The 21,264-nt window shown below is 54.0% G+C and carries 24 protein-coding genes; 23 read left to right on the top strand and 1 reads right to left on the bottom strand.

Annotated features, from left to right (window positions below):
* The first annotated feature begins 20 nt into the window (after positions 1-20).
* The 23 genes from MJO47_RS13340 to ahcY all read left to right on the top strand — a co-directional run bounded on the left by MJO47_RS13340 (position 21) and on the right by ahcY (position 20,084).
* A complete protein-coding gene (locus MJO47_RS13340) occupies positions 21-1,625 on the top strand; it encodes a CTP synthase (protein ID WP_253961607.1) in 1,605 nt (534 codons plus the stop codon).
* On the top strand, positions 1,626-2,456 hold the full coding sequence (gene kdsA, locus MJO47_RS13335; protein WP_253961606.1) for a 3-deoxy-8-phosphooctulonate synthase: 831 nt from the start codon (positions 1,626-1,628) through the stop codon (positions 2,454-2,456). It abuts the gene before it with no gap.
* Positions 2,453-3,424 (top strand): SIS domain-containing protein, encoded by a 972-nt coding sequence (locus tag MJO47_RS13330; RefSeq protein ID WP_253961605.1) that lies wholly within the window; start codon positions 2,453-2,455, stop codon positions 3,422-3,424. The genes kdsA and MJO47_RS13330 overlap by 4 nt, the downstream gene beginning before the upstream one ends.
* Positions 3,424-3,939: an HAD family hydrolase gene (locus MJO47_RS13325; protein WP_253961604.1), complete on the top strand. Its 516-nt coding sequence runs from the start codon at positions 3,424-3,426 to the stop codon at positions 3,937-3,939. Before MJO47_RS13330 ends, MJO47_RS13325 begins: the two co-directional genes overlap by 1 nt.
* 79 nt (positions 3,940-4,018) lie before the next feature.
* Positions 4,019-4,594 (top strand): LPS export ABC transporter periplasmic protein LptC, encoded by a 576-nt coding sequence (lptC, locus tag MJO47_RS13320; protein WP_253961603.1) that lies wholly within the window; start codon positions 4,019-4,021, stop codon positions 4,592-4,594.
* The gene (gene lptA / locus MJO47_RS13315) at positions 4,591-5,091 is read left to right on the top strand and encodes a lipopolysaccharide transport periplasmic protein LptA (protein ID WP_253961602.1); all 501 of its coding nucleotides are present in this window, start codon (positions 4,591-4,593) and stop codon (positions 5,089-5,091) included. The genes lptC and lptA overlap by 4 nt, the downstream gene beginning before the upstream one ends.
* Complete coding sequence (gene lptB, locus MJO47_RS13310; RefSeq protein ID WP_253961601.1) at positions 5,088-5,813, top strand: LPS export ABC transporter ATP-binding protein; 726 nt, start codon at positions 5,088-5,090, stop codon at positions 5,811-5,813. Before lptA ends, lptB begins: the two co-directional genes overlap by 4 nt.
* 53 nt (positions 5,814-5,866) lie before the next feature.
* Positions 5,867-7,318, top strand: coding sequence for an RNA polymerase factor sigma-54 (rpoN, locus tag MJO47_RS13305; protein WP_253961600.1), 1,452 nt, complete (start codon positions 5,867-5,869; stop codon positions 7,316-7,318).
* 91 nt (positions 7,319-7,409) lie between these two features.
* Positions 7,410-7,958 carry a ribosome hibernation-promoting factor, HPF/YfiA family gene (gene hpf / locus MJO47_RS13300; RefSeq protein WP_253961599.1) on the top strand — a complete coding sequence of 183 codons (549 nt, stop codon included), beginning with the start codon at positions 7,410-7,412 and terminating at the stop codon, positions 7,956-7,958.
* 87 nt (positions 7,959-8,045) lie between these two features.
* Entirely contained in the window at positions 8,046-8,507 is a 462-nt protein-coding gene (locus MJO47_RS13295; protein ID WP_253961598.1) for a PTS sugar transporter subunit IIA, read from the top strand.
* A 75-nt stretch (positions 8,508-8,582) separates the two neighbouring features.
* Entirely contained in the window at positions 8,583-9,557 is a 975-nt protein-coding gene (hprK, locus tag MJO47_RS13290; protein WP_253961597.1) for an HPr(Ser) kinase/phosphatase, read from the top strand.
* A gap of 6 nt (positions 9,558-9,563) precedes the next feature.
* Complete coding sequence (gene rapZ, locus MJO47_RS13285; protein ID WP_253961596.1) at positions 9,564-10,421, top strand: RNase adapter RapZ; 858 nt, start codon at positions 9,564-9,566, stop codon at positions 10,419-10,421.
* 3 nt (positions 10,422-10,424) lie between these two features.
* Positions 10,425-10,823 carry a PTS sugar transporter subunit IIA gene (locus MJO47_RS13280; RefSeq protein ID WP_253961595.1) on the top strand — a complete coding sequence of 133 codons (399 nt, stop codon included), beginning with the start codon at positions 10,425-10,427 and terminating at the stop codon, positions 10,821-10,823.
* A gap of 28 nt (positions 10,824-10,851) precedes the next feature.
* A complete protein-coding gene (locus tag MJO47_RS13275; protein ID WP_253961594.1) occupies positions 10,852-11,340 on the top strand; it encodes a PTS sugar transporter subunit IIB in 489 nt (162 codons plus the stop codon).
* A 1-nt stretch (position 11,341) separates the two neighbouring features.
* Positions 11,342-12,034: a PTS sugar transporter subunit IIC gene (locus MJO47_RS13270; RefSeq protein WP_253961593.1), complete on the top strand. Its 693-nt coding sequence runs from the start codon at positions 11,342-11,344 to the stop codon at positions 12,032-12,034.
* A 12-nt stretch (positions 12,035-12,046) separates the two neighbouring features.
* The gene (locus tag MJO47_RS13265; RefSeq protein WP_253961592.1) at positions 12,047-12,799 is read left to right on the top strand and encodes a PTS system mannose/fructose/sorbose family transporter subunit IID; all 753 of its coding nucleotides are present in this window, start codon (positions 12,047-12,049) and stop codon (positions 12,797-12,799) included.
* Positions 12,800-12,809: 10 nt separating this feature from the next.
* Positions 12,810-13,076, top strand: coding sequence for an HPr family phosphocarrier protein (locus MJO47_RS13260; protein WP_253961591.1), 267 nt, complete (start codon positions 12,810-12,812; stop codon positions 13,074-13,076).
* Positions 13,054-14,841: a phosphoenolpyruvate--protein phosphotransferase gene (ptsP, locus tag MJO47_RS13255; protein WP_253961590.1), complete on the top strand. Its 1,788-nt coding sequence runs from the start codon at positions 13,054-13,056 to the stop codon at positions 14,839-14,841. The genes MJO47_RS13260 and ptsP overlap by 23 nt, the downstream gene beginning before the upstream one ends.
* Positions 14,842-14,935: 94 nt before the next feature.
* Positions 14,936-16,105, top strand: coding sequence for a methionine adenosyltransferase (gene metK, locus MJO47_RS13250; protein WP_253961589.1), 1,170 nt, complete (start codon positions 14,936-14,938; stop codon positions 16,103-16,105).
* 67 nt (positions 16,106-16,172) lie between these two features.
* Positions 16,173-17,288: a TIGR04283 family arsenosugar biosynthesis glycosyltransferase gene (locus MJO47_RS13245; RefSeq protein WP_253961588.1), complete on the top strand. Its 1,116-nt coding sequence runs from the start codon at positions 16,173-16,175 to the stop codon at positions 17,286-17,288.
* 16 nt (positions 17,289-17,304) lie between these two features.
* Complete coding sequence (locus MJO47_RS13240; RefSeq protein ID WP_253961587.1) at positions 17,305-17,715, top strand: PaaI family thioesterase; 411 nt, start codon at positions 17,305-17,307, stop codon at positions 17,713-17,715.
* A gap of 119 nt (positions 17,716-17,834) precedes the next feature.
* A complete protein-coding gene (locus MJO47_RS13235) occupies positions 17,835-18,776 on the top strand; it encodes a metalloregulator ArsR/SmtB family transcription factor (RefSeq protein ID WP_253961586.1) in 942 nt (313 codons plus the stop codon).
* Positions 18,777-18,791: 15 nt separating this feature from the next.
* The gene (ahcY, locus tag MJO47_RS13230; RefSeq protein WP_253961585.1) at positions 18,792-20,084 is read left to right on the top strand and encodes an adenosylhomocysteinase; all 1,293 of its coding nucleotides are present in this window, start codon (positions 18,792-18,794) and stop codon (positions 20,082-20,084) included.
* Positions 20,085-20,174: 90 nt separating this feature from the next.
* On the opposite strand, the gene lptG is transcribed toward ahcY, so the two are convergent.
* Positions 20,175-21,260 carry an LPS export ABC transporter permease LptG gene (gene lptG / locus MJO47_RS13225; protein ID WP_253961584.1) on the bottom strand — a complete coding sequence of 362 codons (1,086 nt, stop codon included), beginning with the start codon at positions 21,258-21,260 and terminating at the stop codon, positions 20,175-20,177.
* Positions 21,261-21,264 lie beyond the last annotated feature (4 nt).

Genomic DNA, 21,264 nt, shown 5'->3' with positions numbered 1-21,264 from the left:
AACAGGCTGGAGGACATCTGATGAAGACCAAATTTGTATTTATTACCGGCGGGGTTGTTTCTTCTCTGGGCAAAGGGCTCGCTGCCGCTTCGATAGGTGCGCTCATGGAGGCGCGGGGGCTGCGGGTTTCGATGCAGAAAATGGACCCGTACATCAACGTCGACCCCGGTACCATGAGTCCCTTCCAGCACGGTGAGGTCTTTGTCACCGACGATGGCGCCGAGACGGATCTCGATCTCGGGCATTATGAGCGTTTTACGACCGCCAAACTGACCCGAAAATCCAATTTTACCACCGGGCAGGTTTACGACTCTGTAATCCGCAAGGAACGTCGGGGGGATTACCTCGGTGGAACGGTTCAGGTCATCCCGCATATCACCAACGAAATCAAGAGCAAGATTCTTGAAAATGCCAAAGGTGTTGATATCGCCATTGTCGAGGTTGGCGGCACGGTAGGCGATATCGAATCGCTGCCTTTTCTGGAAGCCATCCGCCAGTTTCGCACCGACCGTGGCCATGAAAATGTCATGTACGTGCACCTGACCCTCGTACCCTACATTCAGACTGCCGGGGAGCTTAAAACCAAGCCGACGCAGCACAGTGTCAAAGAACTCCGGGAGATCGGCATCCAGCCGGACATTTTGCTTTGCCGCTGCGACCGGGAGATCCCCCGGGATATGAAGAGCAAAATCGCTCTTTTCTGCAATGTCCGTGAAGAGGCGGTCATCACCGCCCGGGACGTGGCCTCTATCTACGAGGCCCCCATCGCCTTTCACGAGCAGGGGCTGGACGAACGGTTGGTCGATTATCTCAACATCTGGACCAAGGCCCCTGACCTGTCCGGCTGGCAGCGCATTGCCAAGAGGGTCAAGGAGCCGGCTTCTGAAACGACCATCGCCGTGGTCGGCAAATATGTGGAGCTGACTGAAAGCTACAAATCCCTGGCCGAAGCGCTGATTCATGGGGGCATCGGCAATGATTGCCGGGTCAAACTCAAATATGTGGACTCGGAAGCCCTTGAGCGTCACGGTGTCGGCGACGTTTTTGACGATATTGACGGTATCCTCGTGCCGGGTGGTTTCGGCGAGCGGGGCAGTGAGGGGAAGATCGAGGCCATTCGCTATGCCCGCGAAAACAATATCCCTTTTTTCGGGATCTGTCTGGGGATGCAGATGGCTGTGGTGGAGTTTTCCCGGAATGTCTGCCAAATCGATGACGCCTATTCGGCCGAATTCAGGGAAAATGCCAAGAACCCCATCATTCACATCATGGAGAGCCAGAAGAGCCTGACCCGCAAAGGGGGCACCATGCGCCTCGGCGCCTACCCCTGTGCTCTAAGCGAAGGAACGCTTGCCCGCCGCATTTACGGGCAGCAGAATATCTCCGAGCGTCATCGCCACCGCTATGAATTCAATAACGCCTATCGTCAGGCCCTGCAGAAATGCGGTATGATTTTTTCCGGACTCTATCCGGAGGCCGATCTGGTAGAAATTGTTGAACTGGCTGAACACCCCTGGTTTCTGGCCTGTCAGTTCCATCCTGAATTCCGCTCACGTCCCATGGCACCGCATCCGTTGTTTGAGTCTTTTGTCGGCGCTTGTCTGAAGGCACGGGGAGAGAAGTAGATGACCCAAGAAGTCGCGATCGGGAATGTTGTCCTGGGAGGCAACCGTCCCTTGGTTCTTATTGCCGGCCCCTGTGCCATTGAGGATGAGGGGCTTACTCTGCGTATTGCCGAATATCTTCAAAAACTATGCGCTGAGCTTGGCATGGGGTTGATTTTCAAGGCTTCCTATGACAAGGCCAACAGGACATCCGTGACCTCCTTCCGTGGCCCGGGGCTGGAGGAAGGACTGCGTATTCTCGCGCGTGTTCGACGGGAATTGGACCTGCCCGTTTTGTCCGATGTCCATGACGTCTCGCAGGTTGCTGCTGCAGCTGAAGTTCTTGATGTTATTCAAATACCGGCCTTTCTCAGTCGTCAAACCGACCTGCTGGTGGCGGCCGGTGAGACGGGCAAGGCGGTCAATGTCAAAAAAGGTCAGTTTCTGGCCCCCTGGGACATGAAAAACGCTGTTGGAAAAATCGAATCGACGGGCAATCGCCACATCCTGCTGACCGAACGAGGAGCCTCTTTCGGGTATAACAACCTGGTTGTCGATATGCGTTCACTGGTCATTATGCGCGAAATGGGGTATCCCGTCATTTTTGACGCCACCCACGCGGTCCAACTGCCTGGTGGGGCCGGCGGCGCCTCCAGCGGCCAGCGCCAATATGTCGGCGCCCTGTCCCGTGCCGCGGTTGCCACCGGGATCGATGCGCTCTTCTGGGAGGTTCACGAAGATCCTGACCGGGCCCTTTGCGACGGGCCCAATTGCCTGCCGCTGGCTCAACTGAAGCAGTCGCTGCAGGAGGTCATGGCTATTGACCGTATCGTTAAGGGAGCAGCGATATGACCAAGATTCTCGAAACGGCCCAAAGGGTATTACATACAGAAGCGGACGCGGTTCAGCGCCTGGTCGATCGTCTCGACGATCAGTTTGTCAAGGCGGTTCATATGATCCTGTCGTGTTCGGGGCGCCTGGTCATCAGCGGCATGGGAAAGTCGGGACTCATCTGCCAAAAAATCGCTTCGACCATGGCCTCCACGGGCACTCCCGCGCTCTTTCTGCATCCAGCCGAGGGCATTCATGGAGACCTGGGCATGCTCATGAAGGGGGATGTTGTCCTGGCTGTCTCCAACAGCGGCGAGACCGAAGAAATTCTGCGCATTCTGCCGGTGATCAAGCGGATGGGGCTGCCTCTTATTGCCATGAGCGGCAATGCTCGCAGTTCGCTGGCTCGTGCCGGCGATGTTTTTCTCGATATCTCGGTTCGAGAAGAGGCCTGCCCCCTGGGACTGGCGCCCACGGCCAGCACGACCGCGACTCTGGCCATGGGTGATGCTCTGGCCGTTGCTCTGTTGATTGAACGGGGTTTTCGGGAAGAGGATTTCGCCCTTTTTCACCCGGGGGGTGCCTTGGGAAAGAAGCTTCTCCTGCGGGTCGAGGATTTGATGCACACGGGCGTTGACATCCCCATGGTCGTAAAAAATACCCCCCTGAAGGAAGCCCTGTTCGAAATTACCAGCAAAAAGCTTGGCATTACCGGGGTGGCGGATGACCAAGGCGCATTGGCCGGGGTCTTCACCGATGGTGATTTGCGACGTTCCATCGAGAAGGGGCTGGATGTCCTCAATCAGCCCATTGAAAACCTGATGAACCCCAACCCGAAACGCATCCTGAGATCGAACCTGGCTGCCAAGGCAGTGCAGAGAATGGAAGAGTATTCCATTACCTCTCTGTTTGTCTTTGAGGACGAAAACAGCAAGGTTCCCGTTGGCATCATTCACCTGCACGATCTGCTCAAGTCGGGAGTTGTCTGATGAAGGACAGACTGACCAAAATACGGCTGCTGCTGCTGGATGTGGACGGCATACTCACCGATGGCCGGATTATTTATGACCATGATGGGGTCGAATCGAAGATGTTCGATGTCAAGGATGGTCATGGCCTCAAGCTCATCCAGAGAGCCGGCATCCGCGTGGGGATAATAACCGGCCGCTCCTCAGAGGTTGTTGCTCTGCGCGCTCGTGAATTGGGGATCGATATCGTCTATCAGTGCGCCAAGGAAAAAATGGTCCCTTATCGGGAAATCCTTGAAAACCTGGGTCTTATGGACGATGAAGTCGCCTACATGGGGGATGATCTGGTGGATTTGCCGGTGCTGACCCGGGTAGGGTTTTCCGCGACCGTTGCCGACGCCGTCGAGGATATCAAACCGTATGTCCACTATGTGGCCCAAAAAAAAGGGGGACGTGCCGCTGTTCGGGAAGTGTGCGATCTTCTCCTGAAGGAAAGCGGAAAGTGGTCCGAGGTCACCCGCCGCTATTTTCCCTGAGACTACATTCAAATCTCGTGCCAATCGGCGAATATCCCTCTTTACAGGGGCGGGACAATGATGCTAGTATGAGCACACCATGGCTGGAAATGTAAATATTCGCACCTTGTTGGGGTTTGTCATCGTGGCCCTCGTCGTCGCGCTGGCCGTGATGATTGCCCGTAATTTTAAAGGCTTCGAGACGACTGAAATTCTGGATAACCTGCCGGCCAATGTCGATTTGGCCATGAAGAGAATTCAGTACACGGAAACGCAGGACGGCGTGCCCCAATGGGCTCTCCAGGCTGACTCGGCTACGCACAGCTTCAGTCAGGGGGCGACGGATATCGAAAACATTCACATGGTTTTTTATGATCAGGGTGAACTTGGCGATGTTACTCTGACCGCTGACAGGGGAAAGTTCTTTTCTGATCCTCAGGTTGTTCAGGTAGAGGGGAATGTCGTGGTGAAAAGCCCGGAAGGCTATACCTTCTATACCGATGCCCTCACTTTTACCGCGGAAGACAGGTATATCCGGACGGATGATGATGTTCGCCTTCTTTCCGGTGCTGCCGATATTAAGGGAAACGGTATGCTGCTTCATATAGATACCAGGAAAATCAGCGTTCTTCGCCGGGTCTCTGCCGTTATTGAAGGGCAGGGGGGGGGACTATGAAAACCTGGGTCTCGGTGTTCATCCTGTTGACTTGTCTGCTGGCACCCTGTGGGGTCTTCGCTCAGGAAAATGCTGCTGACAGTCTCGGTAATCGCAATGAGCCGATCCATGTGGTTTCCGACCGGCTCGAAGCTGACCAGGCAGGGAAAGAGGTTCGCTTTCTCGGGAATGTTGTGGCCAAACAAGGTGAGGTTGTCATTTATGCCCAGGAGATGCGCCTGGTCTATAGTAGCGAATCCCGCGAAGTGGAAAAGGTGGTCGCCATTGGCGATGTGCGAATCGTTCAGGGTGACCGCGTGGCAACGGGGCAGCAGGGCACTCTCTTCAATACAGAGAAGAAAATGGTTCTGACCGGGAATCCCAAACTGTTTCAAGGTGAAAACTCGGTCAGCGGCGACGAAATCACCGTCTATCTCCAGGAGGAACGAAGCACTGTGAGCAGCGCCGGAGGATCCAGAGTGCAGGCCATCTTTCATCCGAAAGAGGAAAGTCCGTGAGTCGCAAGTTATCGGCTCAGGGGCTCTGCAAGGCGTACAAGGGCCGTCAGGTGGTCCGTGGCGTGGATCTGGCGGTCTCTTCCGGTGAGGTTATCGGCCTTCTTGGGCCCAACGGCGCCGGGAAAACGACTTCCTTCTACATGGTCGTGGGGTTGATACGCCCTGATTCTGGAAGGGTTTTCCTCGATGACCTCGAGTTGACGGATTTCCCCATGTTCCAGCGCGCGCGGGCCGGTATATCGTATCTCCCTCAGGAGGCTTCGGTTTTTCGAAAACTGACGGTGGCCCAGAATTTACTGGCTATTCTGGAAACGCTCAATATCCCTGCGGCCGAATGCAGGAAACGGAAAGATCGCCTTTTGGAAGAATTCCGTCTCAGCCACGTAGCCGAAACTTATGGATATGCCCTCTCCGGTGGCGAAAGGAGACGGCTTGAAATTGCCAGGGCCCTGGTCATTGAACCTTCTTTCATCCTGTTGGATGAGCCTTTTGCCGGGATTGACCCGATAGCTGTCATGGACATCCAAAATATCATTGGCGATTTGAAGGCCCGTGGTATCGGCGTTCTTATTTCGGACCACAACGTGCGTGAAACCCTGGGTGTTTGTGACAGTGCCTACATACTTAATGAAGGGGGCATCCTGGAGTATGGAACCCCCGCTGAAATTGCCGGGAGTGAAAGAGCCCGGGCGATCTATCTTGGGGATAAGTTCAAACTTTAACGGCACCTTTTGGACCTTGCATGGAAAGGTCCAGACGTCTCTTCGGGAGTGACATGGCTTTAGAGATTCGGCAACAGCTTAAACTGAGTCAGCAACTGGTCATGACGCCGCAACTCCAGCAGGCGATCAAGCTTCTCCAGCTTTCCCGCATGGAGCTTGTTGACATGGTGCAGCAGGAGCTTGAGGAAAATCCGCTTCTTGAGGAAGGGGTCGAGTCCGTCGAGGAGATTGAGAAAAGCCCGGATTCCGGCGACGAGGCGGAGATGGCGCAGGCCTCTTCCGAAGAGGTGAAAGAGGTCAAGGGAGAATCGGAAGGCCTGGGGGATATCGATTGGCAAACGTACCTCGAAGGATACAGCCTCGGAGGATCAACGGCCGACTACTACGAAGAAGATGATGATCGCCCCTCCTACGAAAATCTCATCACCAAAAAGGGGACTCTCACTGACCATCTGCTGTGGCAATTGAACCTGTCTCCTTTTGATGAGACGGAGCGCCAGATTGCAGAAGAGATTATCGGCAACCTGAATGAGGATGGCTATCTGATCGCTACTTTGGAAGAAATTGCCGAGCAGGTCCACGCGGAAATACCGGCCATCGAATCTGTTCTCAAGAAAGTACAGGATTTCGATCCCGTTGGCGTGGCCAGTCGCAATCTTCAGGAATGTCTTCTGAAACAGGTTGAACAGCTTGAACTCGATAATTCTACCGTTGTGGCCATCCTGGAGAACCACATAGGAGATCTGGAATCCCGCAAGTATCCTGCGATTGCCAAAGCGCTCGGTGTCTCTCTGGATGAGGTGCTCGGCGCCGCCAAAGTTATCTCTCATCTTGACCCTCGGCCTGGCCGACCCTACTGGCAGGAAGATTCCCACTATATCGTGCCGGATGTCAGCGTATACAAAATCGGGGACGAATACGTCGTTGTCCTGAATGACGAAGGATTGCCGAATCTTCGCATCAACTCCTTCTACCGCAGCGCGCTTTCAGGTGGTTCTGATATTGACGCGAAGGCCGGTGAGCACATTCAGGAAAAGATGCGCGGAGCCATGTGGCTGATCAAGAGCATCCACCAGCGGCAGCGGACCATCTACAAGGTGACCAAATCCATTGTGAAGTTCCAGCGGGACTTCTTCGACCGGGGCATCGAATACCTCAAACCTCTCGTTCTTCGTGACGTGGCGGAAGATATCGAGATGCATGAGTCGACCATTAGTCGGGTAACAACGAACAAATACGTGCAGACCCCGCAAGGGCTTTTTGAATTGAAATATTTCTTCAATAGCGGGATCAGTACAACCCAGGGCGAAACCATCGCCTCTGAAAGCGTCAAGAGTAAAATCAAGGAGATCATCAGCGGTGAAAACGTGAAAAAACCCTATTCTGATCAGAAACTGGTTGAACTCTTGCGTGGCCACGGAATCGATATTGCCCGTCGGACTGTTACCAAATATAGAGAAATGCTCGGGATTGGCTCATCTACTGAGCGTAAGCGTCACTTTTGATTAACGGCGGCGTGGCCATCCCGGTAATCGGAGTTATAATTTAATAAGAAGCGACTTGATCCCCCAGGGATATCTTCAACAGGAGGTTTTTATGCAGATTGCCGTAACATTCAGACATATGGAAACTAGCGATCCGGTTCGTGCCTATGTGGAAGAAAAACTCGACCGCGTAAAAAAGTATATCGATGAGCCCATCGATGCCCAGGTGGTTGTTTCCGTCGAAAAGAAGATCAGACATCGTGCCGAAGTCAATCTGGTAGCCAAGGGAATCACCATCAAGGGATCGGAAGAGACCAACGACATGTATGCGGCCATTGACGCCGTGGTGGATAAAATCGAGCGTCAATTGAAGCGTTATAAAGAAAAACTCAAGAAGCACAAACCGCTTTCCGGGCGTGAAAGACAGGTTCAGAAAACCGTGCTGGCGGCAGAAAGCATCGATGAGGGGGCTGAACAACCCGTCATTGTGCGCACCAATCGCTTTTCGGTGAAGCCGATGTCTGTCGAAGAGGCCGTCATGCAAATGGATCTGCTGCACAAGGAGTTTCTGGTTTTCACGGACGACAAAACCGAGGAGATCAACGTTGTGTATCGCCGCAAGGATGGCAATTACGGCCTGATTGCACCTGAAAGCAAGTAAAAGGTAAAACAATTGCGATGGGGGGAAGGATAGTGTATCCTTCCCCCCACTGATTTGAGCGAATCCTGAAAGGCTGCTTGAAGAAACATGAAGATTGCGGATTTTTTAAACGCTTCTGCTATTGCGGATGACCTGAAGGCCAAGGGCAAGAACGATGTGCTTGCCGAGTTGACGGACACTATTGTCCATACCGACAAAAGCCTCGATCGCGACGAAGTGATGCGAGTGCTCCTGGAGCGGGAAAAGCTGGGAAGCACCGGGATTGGTGATGGGGTCGCCATTCCGCACGGTAAACTTAAAAACATCAGCAACCTTTTGATTTCTTTCGGCCGAAGTCGTGACGGGGTCGATTTTGACTCCATGGACGGCAAGCCGGCTCACCTTTTCTTTCTTCTGATTGCGCCTGAAGAATCAGTAGGGATTCACCTGAAAACCCTTGCCCGCATTTCCAAATTGTTGAAAAATCCCCAAGTTCGGCAGAGGCTTCTTCAGGCCGACAGCGCAGGCGACATCTACTCCATCATCATTGAAGAGGAAGAAAAGCTGTAAACAAAACTTCACTCAGGTTTCTTTCAGATTGTTCGGTCATTTCTCCTTCGACTTCTTTTGTACAGGAAAAATCCCATGCCAGGTCTGAGTATCCAGGAATTATTGAGTGAAAAAGAGGCTGGGCTTGACCTGGAGCTGCTTGCGGGTGAAAAGGGGCTGAGCAACCTGGTCACAGTGCCCCGTATCCAGAAACCAGGACTGGCCCTGGCCGGATATATCACCAATCTTCATCCTGACCGCATTCAGGTTCTGGGGTCTACCGAACTTAGCTATCTTGCCCATCTCCCTCCCGATACCGCTGCTACCAATTTGCGACAACTGATCGCGCTGGACAACTCCTGCTTTATTATTACGAAGGGGCAGGAAGCTCCTGAAATGCTCATTCGGGAGACAGAAAATCAAGGCACGCCTCTTTTACGAACCCACCATCAAAGCTCCACCTTTATTTCTCTAATTACAAAATTTCTGGAAGAACGCCTGCTGCCCGCAACGACAGTTCACGGCGTTCTTGTCGAAGTGGCTGGTGTCGGCGTTCTTATCCTGGGTAAAAGCGGCATGGGTAAAAGTGAATGTGCCCTCGACCTGGTGTTGCGAGGGCATCGACTTGTAGCCGATGATGTCGTCAAGGTTCGGTTGAAACTCCCCGCCGTTCTTTTCGGCGAGGGAAGCGACCTGCTGCACTATCACATGGAAATTCGAGGTCTGGGTATCATCAACATCAAGCATCTTTTTGGCGTGGCGGCAATCCGTGAACGGAAAAAGATAGACCTCGCTGTGGAACTGGTGGAGTGGGAAGAAGGGCGGGAATATGACCGACTCGGCTTGGAAGAGCAAACCTACAGTCTTCTGGGTGTTGAAATTCCTCTTCTTAAAATCCCCGTGCGTCCCGGCCGAAACATGACCTCCATTGTCGAAGTGGCGGCGCGCAACCAGATTCTTAAGGAAATGGGATATCACAGTGCCATCGAATTTCAGGATCGCCTGGAAAAGCGTATGGCAGAAATGGCCCGCCTTCATGCTCATACCATCATAGGGGACAATCTGGAGTAATTCTGCATGCGCCTGATCATTATCACGGGAATGTCCGGTTCTGGGAAAAGTACCGCTGCCCGTGCCCTTGAAGATGACGGTTTTTTTGTTGTAGACAACCTCCCGCCGGTGATGCTGCCCAAATTTCTTGAGGTAACCCAGGAGGAGAGGACCGACGCTCAGGGGATTGCTGTGGTAATGGACGTTCGCAGTCGCAGTTTTCTGCACGGCTGCGAGAGAGTTCTGGCCTCGATGGCGCAGCAGGGGCATGAAGTTGAAATCCTTTTTTTTGATGCGACGGATGAAATGCTCGTTCGGCGCTACTCGGAAACCCGGCGGCGGCATCCCATGTCACTTAACGGGGGGGTTCAAGAGGGCATTCTGCGTGAAAGAATGCTTCTGGACCCTCTGCGAAAATTGAGTACGACCCTCATCGATACGACTCAGTTGAGTCCCCATCAGTTGCGTGACAAGGTCATCAATGCGGTCTGCGGTCATGAGGGCAGTTCTCCTTTGGCCGTATGCCTGCAGTCATTCGGCTTTCGCTACGGTATTCCGCCGGGTTCTGATCTGGTGATCGATGTCCGCTTTCTGCCGAATCCTCACTTTGTCAGAGATTTACGGCCATTCACCGGTAAGGATGCCGCCGTGCAGGAGTTTGTCTTAAATCAACCGTCCTGTCAGGAATTTCTTCAGCGTTTCACTGGGCTTCTCGAGTTTCTGCTGCCGCAGTACCGTTCCGAAGGTAAAAGCTACCTGACCCTGTCCATTGGCTGCACGGGGGGGCGACATCGGAGTGTGACTCTTGTTGAAGCACTACGGTCTGTTTTTGATATCGAAGGAATCTCACTCGAAGTGGTTCATCGGGATATAGCGAAAGGATAGCTCATGGTCGGTCTGGTTATCGCGACCCACTCCAATCTGGCCGAAGAATTCATTCGGGCAGCGGAAATGATCATCGGGCCTGTTAAAAACGTCATGGCGATCTGTATCCAACAGACAGACAGTGTCGAGACGATTCGAGAGCGAATCGGCCGGGCCATTGAAACAGTGGGAGGCGATGGCGACGGCGTTCTGGTTATGACCGACATGTTCGGCGGGACTCCGGCCAATATGGCGATCTCCTTTCTTGAAAAGGACAGAGTCGATGTTCTGACCGGCGTTAATCTGCCGATGATCATCAAATTGCTCAACAGCCAGGAATCCGTTCCCTTTCATGAATTGGGTGCCATGCTTAGGGCCTATGGCCAGCAGAGTATTTATCTGGCCAGCGATATGCTGTCCTGAGGGACGATTTCTCGGAGAATCCTGTTTTATGAGCATTGTATTGGCTCGCATTGATAACCGATTGATTCACGGTCAAGTTCTCGAATCCTGGGTTCCTGCCACGCGGGCTGATTGCATCGTTGTTGCCAGCGATTCGCTGCCCGAGCAGCCTTTTCAGAAAATGCTGATGAAAGCGGCTGTACCCAAAAATATTCGCGTTGAAATTGAAACCGTCGAGGCCGCCGTTCGATTGCTGGCTTCGGACGATCTGGCCGGCAAGCGGGTCATGATTCTCTTTGCCAACTCTGCCGACAGCCGCCACGCTCATGAGTTGGGTATGGTATTTACCGAGCTCAATCTCGGGAATATGCACGGCGGCACCGGCAAGTTTCGGGTCACCTGTACGCTGGCCCTCAATGATGAAGATATTGAGAACCTTCGTTCTCTGGAGCAGGATGGAATCGATATCGTCTCCCAGTGCTTTCCGTCGGACAGAAAACAGAGATGGGATAAGCTGGTCAGGGCCTCCATAAAATAATATGCCTATCGACAAAATCATCCTTGCCTGCCTTGTCGCCATCTTTGCCGGGATTGACCGAACGGCCATGTGGCAGTTCATGCTTTCTCGCCCCATCGTCGCCGCACCGCTGACCGGTGTGCTGCTTGGTGACCCCGAAGCCGGTTTGCTTGTGGGGGTTCTGGTCGAACTGCTTTGGCTGGGGCGTCTTCCCGTGGGAGCAGCCATCCCGCCGGACGATACCCAGGTGGCCGTGGCGGCCACCGCCCTGGCCGCCATCTCGGGTCCTTTGCAAGGGTATGAGGGGCCGACATTGGCTATTCTGGCAACAATCGTCACGCTGCCTCTCGGCAAGGTCGGGCAGCTTTTCGACAGGGCGGCACGTCATGGCAACGGACGTCTTTTAACCAAAGCGGAAGAAGCCGTGGCAGAGGGAAGAGTGGACGAGATTGAAGGATTTCATCTCAGGGGACTAGGAAACTTCGCCTTGGCTGCTCTCGCCACCTTTGTTGTCCTCTTTGTTGCGGGGACGGTCCTTATGACCTGGCTTGGTCCGCTGGTATCCCCTCTGATTGACCGATCGGTGATCTGGTGGATTGTCACCTTTCCCTGTATCGGGGCGGGAGCCATTATCGGCACCATCAACGTGACTCGCAAAGCCACTTTGTTTACGGCCTCTTTCGTCACGGTATACCTGACCCTCTGGCTCCTTTAACGGATGAACGCTATGAACCACAAACTGCCTGCCAAAATTATCGCGCAAATTCTACCGCGACTCTTTTTGCTTCAGGCCAGCTGGAACTTCGAAAGGCTGCAAAGTTTGGGGGCTCTTTACGTCATGGCGCCGGGATTGCGATTTCTTTACCAGGGGCAGGAACTGTCTATGGCTTTTCAGCGTCATCTTTCCTATTTCAATACCCATCCCTATATGGCTTCGCCCGTACTCGGGGCTGCTCTGGCCCTGGAAGAGGCTGGTACCTGCGGACAGGATTCCATGCTCGGGGTCGGGGAATTCAAGGAAATGACCATGGCGCCCTATGCTGCCATGGGTGATGCTCTTTTTTGGGGGGCCCTTCGTCCGCTGGCCGCCGCCGTCTCCCTGTTTTTTGCGATCAAGGGGTCACTGTGGGCACCTGTGGTTTTTTTACTCCTGTTCAATACGCCTCACCTCTGGATGAGGGTCGGAGGATTTTTCCGCGGCTATCGTAGCGGCCTGCAGGTTGTGGAGATTCTGCAGAAGCGAAGTCTGCCTGACCTGGCACTCAGGATCAAGGAGGCAACCGTTGTTCTGCTAGGGGGGCTGACCGCCTTTTTATCTTTCCAGCTTATGGAAAAAGAAGAAATTTTCCCTCTATGGGGGTTTGGAATCCTGGCCGCTGTCGGCGGCGTTGCCTGGATGATTCACCGCCGGGCCTCGATTTTATTCATGGTTATGTTTGGTGTTTTTTTGCTGATTGTGATGGCATGGTTCGGTAGCTAGGGGAGTGGTGATGGACGGTAAAGAATTCAGGATCCGAAACAGGCTCGGCCTGCATGCCCGGGCAGCGGCCCAGTTGGTGCAGACCGCCAACCAGTTCAAAAGTGAAATAACCGTCAGGAAAGATGACCTGGAGGTAAACGGGAAAAGCATCATGGGGCTGCTCATGCTGGCGGCACCGCAGGGCTCGACGATTTATGTGTCCGCTGACGGTGCCGATGAAGCGGACGCGATGACGGCGATTGGAAAGTTGATCGATGACGGCTTCGGAGAAGACTGATCTGTTGCAGGATACGATGCTCATTGGAATCGGTGCTTCACCCGGCATCGCCATCGGGGAGACCTATATGGTCAACCGGGCGCGTATGTCCGCCGTGGAGCGAACGATTGATGAGGAGTCGGTCGATCAGCAGATAGCGGCCTTTATGGCCGCGGTCAATCTGTCCAAAAAGCAGCTCGAAGAGGTCAAACAAAGTGTGACGGACAGGGACCTGTCCGAGCATATCTATATCATCGATACCCACTTGATGATCCTTGAGGACCAGATGCTTCTTGACGAAACCAGGAAGCTGATCCGCGAGGAAAAGATCAATGCGGAAGGGGCACTGAAACGGACCCTGGATAAATTTCGCAAGGTCTTTGAAACCATTGATGACGAATATCTCCGGGAACGGCGCTCCGACATGGATTTTGTGGGGGAACGGCTTCTACGGAATCTCCTGGGTGAACACCAGCAATCGCTCAAGGATATCGATCGCAAAGTCGTCGTCATAGCCCACGACCTTTCTCCTGCCGACACCATGCAGATGGACAAAAGCAAGATTGTCGGATTTGTGACCGACGTCGGCGGCAGAACCTCGCATACCGCTATCCTGGCCCGATCCATGGGTATTCCGGCCGTCGTCGGCCTTGAAAACGTGACTTCCTTTGTGCCGGGTGGCACGCCCGTCATCATTGACGGCACCGCCGGCATCATGATCCTGCATCCGAGCGAAGACCTCTTCAAGGAATATTTGCGGAAAAAGCAGATTTTCGAGTATCAGGAGCGTGAACTTCTCAACTACCGGGATTTGCCGGCGATCACTCTTGATGGACACCGCGTGGCCTTGCGTGGAAATGTCGAAATCTCCGAAGAGGTCCCCCTGGCCTTGCAACAGGGAGCTGAAGGCATAGGCCTCTATCGCTCGGAGTTTCTGTACATGAACCGCCTGGTTCCCCCTTCTGAGGTGGAGCAGGTCGAAGCCTATCGCGATATCGTTGAACAGATGAAGCCTCAAGTCGTGACGATTCGCACTCTGGATGTCGGCGGGGATAAGTTTGTTCCCGAGATTAATCTGTCGGATGAATCCAACCCCGCGATGGGGCTTAGGGCCATACGGTTCTCTCTCAAGGAACGACGTCTTTTTAAGACCCAATTGCGGGCCATTCTCAGAACATCCGCTTTTGGGAAGGTTCGCATCATGTTCCCGATGATTTCCGGTGTGGCCGAAATAAGAACCTGCAAATCCTGCCTGGAAGAGGCCAAAGCCGAACTTGTGGCGGAAGGCGTTCCATTCGATGAACATATTCTAGTGGGGATCATGATCGAGACCCCTTCAGCCGCTCTCATTGCTCACCTGTTGGCCCGCGAGGTTGATTTTTTCTCGATCGGAACCAATGATCTGATTCAGTATTGCCTGGCTGTCGATCGCAGCAATGAGCATGTGGCCTATCTTTACGAACCGCTGCACCCGGCCGTGCTTGAGGGCATCCGTATGATCTGCGCAGCGGCAAAAGCCGCCGACATTGAAATCGGCATGTGCGGTGAAATGGCTGGTGAGCCAATGTACGCCCTCGTACTCCTGGGGTTTGGTTTTACCGAATTGTCGATGAACGCCCCCGGCATCCCCAGGGTCAAAAGAATTCTTCGCCAAGTTCGGCGGGACGATGGCGAGAAATTGCTGCACAACCTGATGAAACTCTCCACGGCCAGTGAGGTAAAACAACATCTTGAGGAGGTCATGACGCGGCGATTCCCCGACCTTTTTGAGCAAAAAGCTTTCTAGGGCGGCAACCGGCTTGACAGTGCAGGACATTTTGGTTAAAATTCCACGTTTCGAGCGATCATTGTTCACCACCTGACAAGGGAGACTAGAACCCATGCCAATGACTGATTTCCTGTTCACATCCGAATCGGTAAGCGAAGGCCACCCGGATAAAGTGGCCGACCAGATTTCGGATGCTATTCTTGACGCCATTCTCAGCCAGGACACCAAGGCCCGCGTGGCCTGTGAGACTCTCGTGACCACAGGTATGGCCATGATCGCCGGCGAGATTACCACGAGCGCTTACGTGGATATGCCGCAAATCGTGCGGAATACGATCAAAGAAATCGGTTACGACGATTCTTCCATGGGGTTTGATTACGAAACCTGCGCCGTCCTGACTTCTATTGACCGGCAGTCTCCCGATATCTCGCAAGGGGTTACCGAGGGGGAGGGCCTGTTCAAGGATCAGGGCGCCGGGGATCAGGGCCTCATGTTTGGTTATGCCTGTGACGAAACGGCTGAACTGATGCCTATGCCCATCATGTTTGCCCATCGTCTGACCAAGCGGTTGGCCGATGTGCGCAAGGGCAAGATGGTTTCCTTTCTTCGCCCTGACAGCAAGTCGCAGGTTTCCATTCAGTACATCAACGACAAGCCTATCCGGGTCGATTCGGTCGTTATTTCGTCGCAGCATACCCCTGACGTAAGTTACGACACCCTCCGGGAATTCATCATGGAAGAAGTCATCAAGCCGATTATCCCGGGCGAACTCCTCGATGAAAAAACCAAGTATTTCATTAATCCTACCGGACGTTTTGTCGTTGGCGGACCCATGGGAGACTGTGGTCTCACCGGGCGTAAAATTATTGTCGATACCTACGGCGGCCAGGGCTCGCACGGCGGCGGGGCTTTTTCCGGCAAGGATCCCAGCAAGGTCGACCGCAGTGCCTCGTACATGGCCCGCTATGTCGCCAAGAACGTCGTCGCTGCCGGCCTCGCCAGCAAATGCGAAGTCCAGCTCGCCTATGCTATCGGCGTTGCCGAACCTGTATCGGTGATGATCAACACCTTCGGTACGGGTAAAATTCCATCCAACGATATTGCCCGCATTGTTCAGGAAGAATTCGATATGCGGCCGGCTGGCATCATCAAGACCCTTGATCTGCTGCGTCCAATCTATCGCAAGACGGCGGCTTACGGGCACTTTGGCCGGGAACTGCCTGAGTTTAGCTGGGAGAAAACCGATCGCGTCGACTCCCTGCGCAAACGCGCCGGCAGGTGAGACGTTAGAGATTGAAAACAAAAAGGCGGACCTTCCGGTTCGCCTTTTTGTTTTTCAGGAGGATGTCTTGGAGCATTTTCCAACAGCTGACCCCGTTCCTCAACTGTCCGTTATCGTGCCCGTCTACAATGAGGCAGCGACAATACCCACTCTTTTTTCCAGCTTTGAATGCCAGGCGGGGATTCAGTTTGAAGTGATCCTGGTCGATGGAGGGTCGGCCGATGACACCTTCGCCGTGGGCAGAAAATTCGCTGCCGCCGTCCCTTTTGCCTGTCGGGTTCTCCGATCCCAGAAGGGGAGGGCGTCCCAGCTCAATGCCGGTGCCCGCCATGCCACAGCTCCTGTCCTCCTCTTTCTCCATGCCGACTCCTGTTTTTCTCACCCTTTGGCGTTGGCCGTCGGCCTGAAATCCCTTTCGGCAGCCTGGGAACACTGCGGACATCGACGCCTTGCCGGCCGCTTCTCCTTACGTTTTCTGCGCCAAAAGAACAAACCGCACCAAGGGTACTTTTATTATGAAGCCAAGGCCAGGCTGAATCGTCCTCAATGCATCCACGGGGATCAGGGTTTCATGATGGCGGCCGACTTCTTTGCCGAACTGGGCCGGTTTGATGAGAACCTCCCGCTTCTTGAGGATACCCACCTGGCTGACCGCGTTCTGGCCGTGGGGCAATGGCTGCTCTTTTCGGCAGATATTCTGACCTCGGCCAGACGTTTCGAAACAGAAGGGCTGGTTGCTCGGCAATGTCTCAATGCCTTGACCGTCAATTTCGCCATGGTCGGATTCGATGCTTTTTTCGACAAGGCAGCTGACATCTATCGCACTCATGACCAGAGTCGTTCGCTTAAACTCGGTCCCTTTTTCAGTCTGGTTCATCAACTGATGAGGCAGCAATCTATTCGGCGTCAACTGGGGATTTGGTATCGCACCGGCAAGTACGTTCGTTCTCAGGGCTGGCAATTGGCGTTTTGGGTCGATGTCCGTCGGGCCTTTAAGCGTGGGGTGTCGCTTCAAGAGATTCGCACCCCTTTTCTCCAACGCTTCGATCGTGTGTGGGATCCGTTGACCGACCACCCTTTAGGAAACGCGTTGGCAACATTGTTGACGGCGATCGGCTTTTACCTGGTCTTTGCTTGGCTGACCATGACGAAAAGCCGTTTTTCATCAGGACGATCCCGTTGATCAGGGGAGGAAAATCATGAATGTTCCATCGGCCACAATCGAGTCCATCAATGCCATTCCGCTATTGAAAACGCTGGGTATTGTCGCTGAGGAAATCGGCGAAAGGCATGCTGTTATGCGCGTTACCGTCGATGAGAGGCACTTGAATTACTATGGTGGCGCTCATGGTGGCCTTATCGCCACGCTGGTTGATACGGTCTGTTTTTTTCCGGCTCCTCTCCTGCCTGCCGGACTCGCTGTCACAACCTCCAATTTGAATGTGAATTACCTGCGCGCCGTTCAGCCTGGAGAAACGCTGGTGGCCAGATCCGAAATTGTCCATCTGGGCCGTCGTACCGTCAGCCTGCGCGTCGCCGTTCACAGCGAGCAAAGGCTTATCGCCCAGGGTATGGCAACGCTGATTGTACTGACTCAATCGGCGGATTGACGGGAATTCATCCTTGAGGAAGTTATTGTCACCCTTCCTGCTATGATATATCCCTTGACCTGGCTCTTGGTATATGGTAGATCAAGAATTCCTGATTTATATAAACCGGAATTTTTGATTTGGCCCTTTCTCTCTTAAAATCTCTTGCCGATTCAACGCGTCTGAGGCTGGTTGCCCTGCTTTGCCAGGGTGAATTTACCGTTCAGGAACTGACCGAAATTCTGGGCATGGGGCAATCGCGGGTGTCGCGCCACCTCAAACTTCTTCTGGATGAAAAGATATTGAGCGTGCGGCGGCAAGGCACCTGGTCCTACTATCGTGTCAGCCAGGAGAATGCGCTGTTTGGCGCGATATGGCCGGCCCTTGAGGCCTCTGTGACCGAGGGAGCTTCTGGTGGGGATGATCTCAGAGCCATGGCGGCTATTTATGAAAAAAGGCGCCGAAAAAGCCAGGATTTTTTTAATCATCACGCCAGTGAATGGGACGGACTTTCCCACCGCTTGCTTCCTACTGTCCCTTACAGTGAGAATCTTCTCGCTCGCATTCATCCCTGTGAAAATCTCGTCGAGGTTGGCGTCGGGACAGGCAATCTTCTCCCCTTGCTGATGTCCCGGGCCCAGACCGTGATTGGCGTGGATCAGTCTCCGGCGATGCTGGCACAGGCCCGTCAGCGTATCGGTCAGGGGGAGCCTGGGCAGATCGAACTGCGCCTGGGCGAGATGTCTCATCTGCCGGTTCTTTCTGCCAGCGCGAATACGGTTCTGGTGAACATGGTTCTTCATCATGCCGCCGACCCTGAAAATGTCTTCAAGGAGTTTGTTAGGGTGATGAGGGAGGAAGGGACGTTGGTGATCGCCGATCTGCTTCCCCATCAGCACGAATGGGCCCGTGACAGCCTGGCTGATCTCTGGCTCGGCTTTGAGTACGGTGATCTCGAGAGATGGCTGGAGGCGGCGGGACTTTTCCTGACTGACTACGTAGAAATTCAGGGGACAGCCGACAGACAGGGTGTTTTTATTTTAGAAGCGACCAAAAGAGGTAGTACCCAGACAACCAAGTGATAAAGGAGTCTTTTTATGACAGGCAAGGATTTTAAGGTTAGAGATATGTCTCTGGCCCGGTGGGGCAGGCAGGAAATTGAGATTGCCGAAACGGAAATGCCCGGACTGATGGCGCTTCGCCAGGAGTTCGGTGCGAGCAAGCCGCTTAAAGGGGCCCGCATTGCAGGCTGCCTGCACATGACCATCCAGACCGCCGTGCTGATCGAAACCCTCATTGAACTGGGCGCCGAAGTGCGCTGGAGTTCCTGCAATATTTTTTCTACCCAGGACCATGCCGCTGCCGCTATCGCTGAGGCCGGGATCCCCGTGTATGCCTGGAAGGGGGAGACGGAAGAGGAATACTGGTGGTGCGTCGAACGGACGATTGAGGGGCCCGATGGCTGGCGTCCGAACATGCTGCTCGATGATGGGGGCGATCTCACCCAGGTGATGCATGAAAAATATCCCGAGCTCATGACGCAGGTCAAAGGGTTGTCTGAAGAGACGACGACCGGAGTTCACCGTCTTTATCAGATGGAAAAAACCGGTACGCTGAAGTGCCCCGCCTTCAACGTTAACGATTCGGTGACCAAAAGCAAGTTCGACAATCTGTACGGCTGTCGCGAGTCGCTGGCCGATGGCATCAAACGAGCCACGGACGTCATGGTGGCGGGCAAAGTGGTCGTCGTGGCCGGCTATGGTGATGTCGGCAAAGGTTGTGCTCAGGCCATGCGCGGTCTCGGGGCTCGCGTGCTGATCACCGAAATCGACCCCATTATTTCCCTGCAGGCTGTCATGGAAGGGTATCAGGTTGTCACCATGGAAACGGCGGCTCCCCTGGGGGATATTTTCGTCACCACCACCGGTTGCCGCGACGTCATCAACCGCCAGCACATGGATGCCATGCGAGATCAGGCCATCGTCTGCAATATCGGCCACTTCGATCTGGAAATCGATATCGCTTCGATCCGCGACCTGGAATGGATCAATATCAAGCCGCAGGTCGACCATGTCGTCTTTCCCGATGGTAAGCGGCTGATCGTGCTGGCTGAGGGGCGCCTGGTCAATCTCGGCTGCGCCACCGGTCATCCTTCTTTTGTCATGTCGGCCTCCTTTACCAACCAGGTTATGGCGCAGGTGGAATTGTGGACCAACCCGGACAACTACGAAAATAAGGTCTATATGCTACCTAAGGTGCTGGATGAAAAGGTGGCCCGTCTTCACTTGGGCCGGCTCGGCGTCGAATTGACGACTCTGACCCCGGCGCAGGCGGAATATCTCGGCGTGCCGGTGGACGGCCCTTACAAGCCGGACTTTTATCGCTATTGATAGAAGGACCAGTCATGGAACAAACAGCAAGAGCCCTGCTCAWTGAGCAGGGCTCTTGCTGTTTGAGGCAAACGGTTCAGTCGAAAGAGGTCAGCTGCGGGTCGACAGCAGCATCCAGCCGCCAATCAGGGCAAAGAGGACATGGGCGGACCAGGCGGCCACAGCGGGGGGAGCCACGCCCGAATAACCGAAAGCCTGCATAGCGGCCATGATGACGTAGTAGGCGAAGCCGATGACAATGCTCAGGGCCACCCCCGTGGCCACATTGGTCTGCCTCCCTCTCTGTAGCGCAAAAGGAATGCCGAGCACGGCCATAATGACGTTGGCAAAGGGCGTGGCTAGGCGCGAATGCATATCCACCTTGTAGCGTATCGGGCTATGACCCTCGCTTTCCATTTTACTGACCAGAGCAGAAAGTTGACGAAAGTTGAGGGTTTCCAGATCCGGTTCGCTTTCTCTGAAATCTTCAGGAGTCTTGGACAGGGGCAGAACTGCCTGGGCCAGCTTTTTTTCGTCGAACATCTCTCCAGAGCGGGGATCAAACTCTCTGTGCGTGACCTGCTGGAAAGCCCAGCCTCTGTCCGCGGTATAATCGCCGGAAGCTGCATCGGTGCGTCGGGTCAGCCGAAACTGTTCATCGACATGATAGATGGTCAATCCGGTTATGGTTTGATTCTCCGGTTCGACCAGGCTGATATTGACGATGTCGGCTCCCTCCCGGAACCAGAGTCGATCCCGTTTGAAGACGATGGACTTTCGTCCTCTGACCTCTTCCTCATAAATCGTATTGGTGGTCTTGACACTTAAGGGGAGGAGGTATTCGTTGATAGCCAGAATGGCCATTGCTGTCAGGAGGGAGGCCAGAAGCAAAGGCCAGGTCATGCGGAGGAGGCTCAGCCCGCAGGATTTCATAGCCGTTAACTCATTGGTCCGTGTGAGGCTGCCAACGGTCATGAAGACAGCCATGAGGACGGCCAGCGGGGTGACCTGGCTGATGATCAACGGGATTTTGTTGCCGAAATAGAGCAGGTACTGGGAAGCGGAGGCGCCATGCTCAATGAAGTTGTCCACTTTTTCGAAAAAGTCGACCAGCAGGTAGATGCCCACAAAAGTGGCGCTGGCCAGAAAAAAGATCCGGATGTAGATAGACAGGATGTAGCGGTTGAGTATGGTCACAGGC

Origin of the sequence: Desulfuromonas sp. KJ2020 (assembly GCF_024197615.1) — a bacterium.
In the GTDB taxonomy this organism is placed as follows: domain Bacteria; phylum Desulfobacterota; class Desulfuromonadia; order Desulfuromonadales; family SZUA-540; genus SZUA-540.
This window is presented reverse-complemented; position numbering and strand designations above follow the sequence as displayed.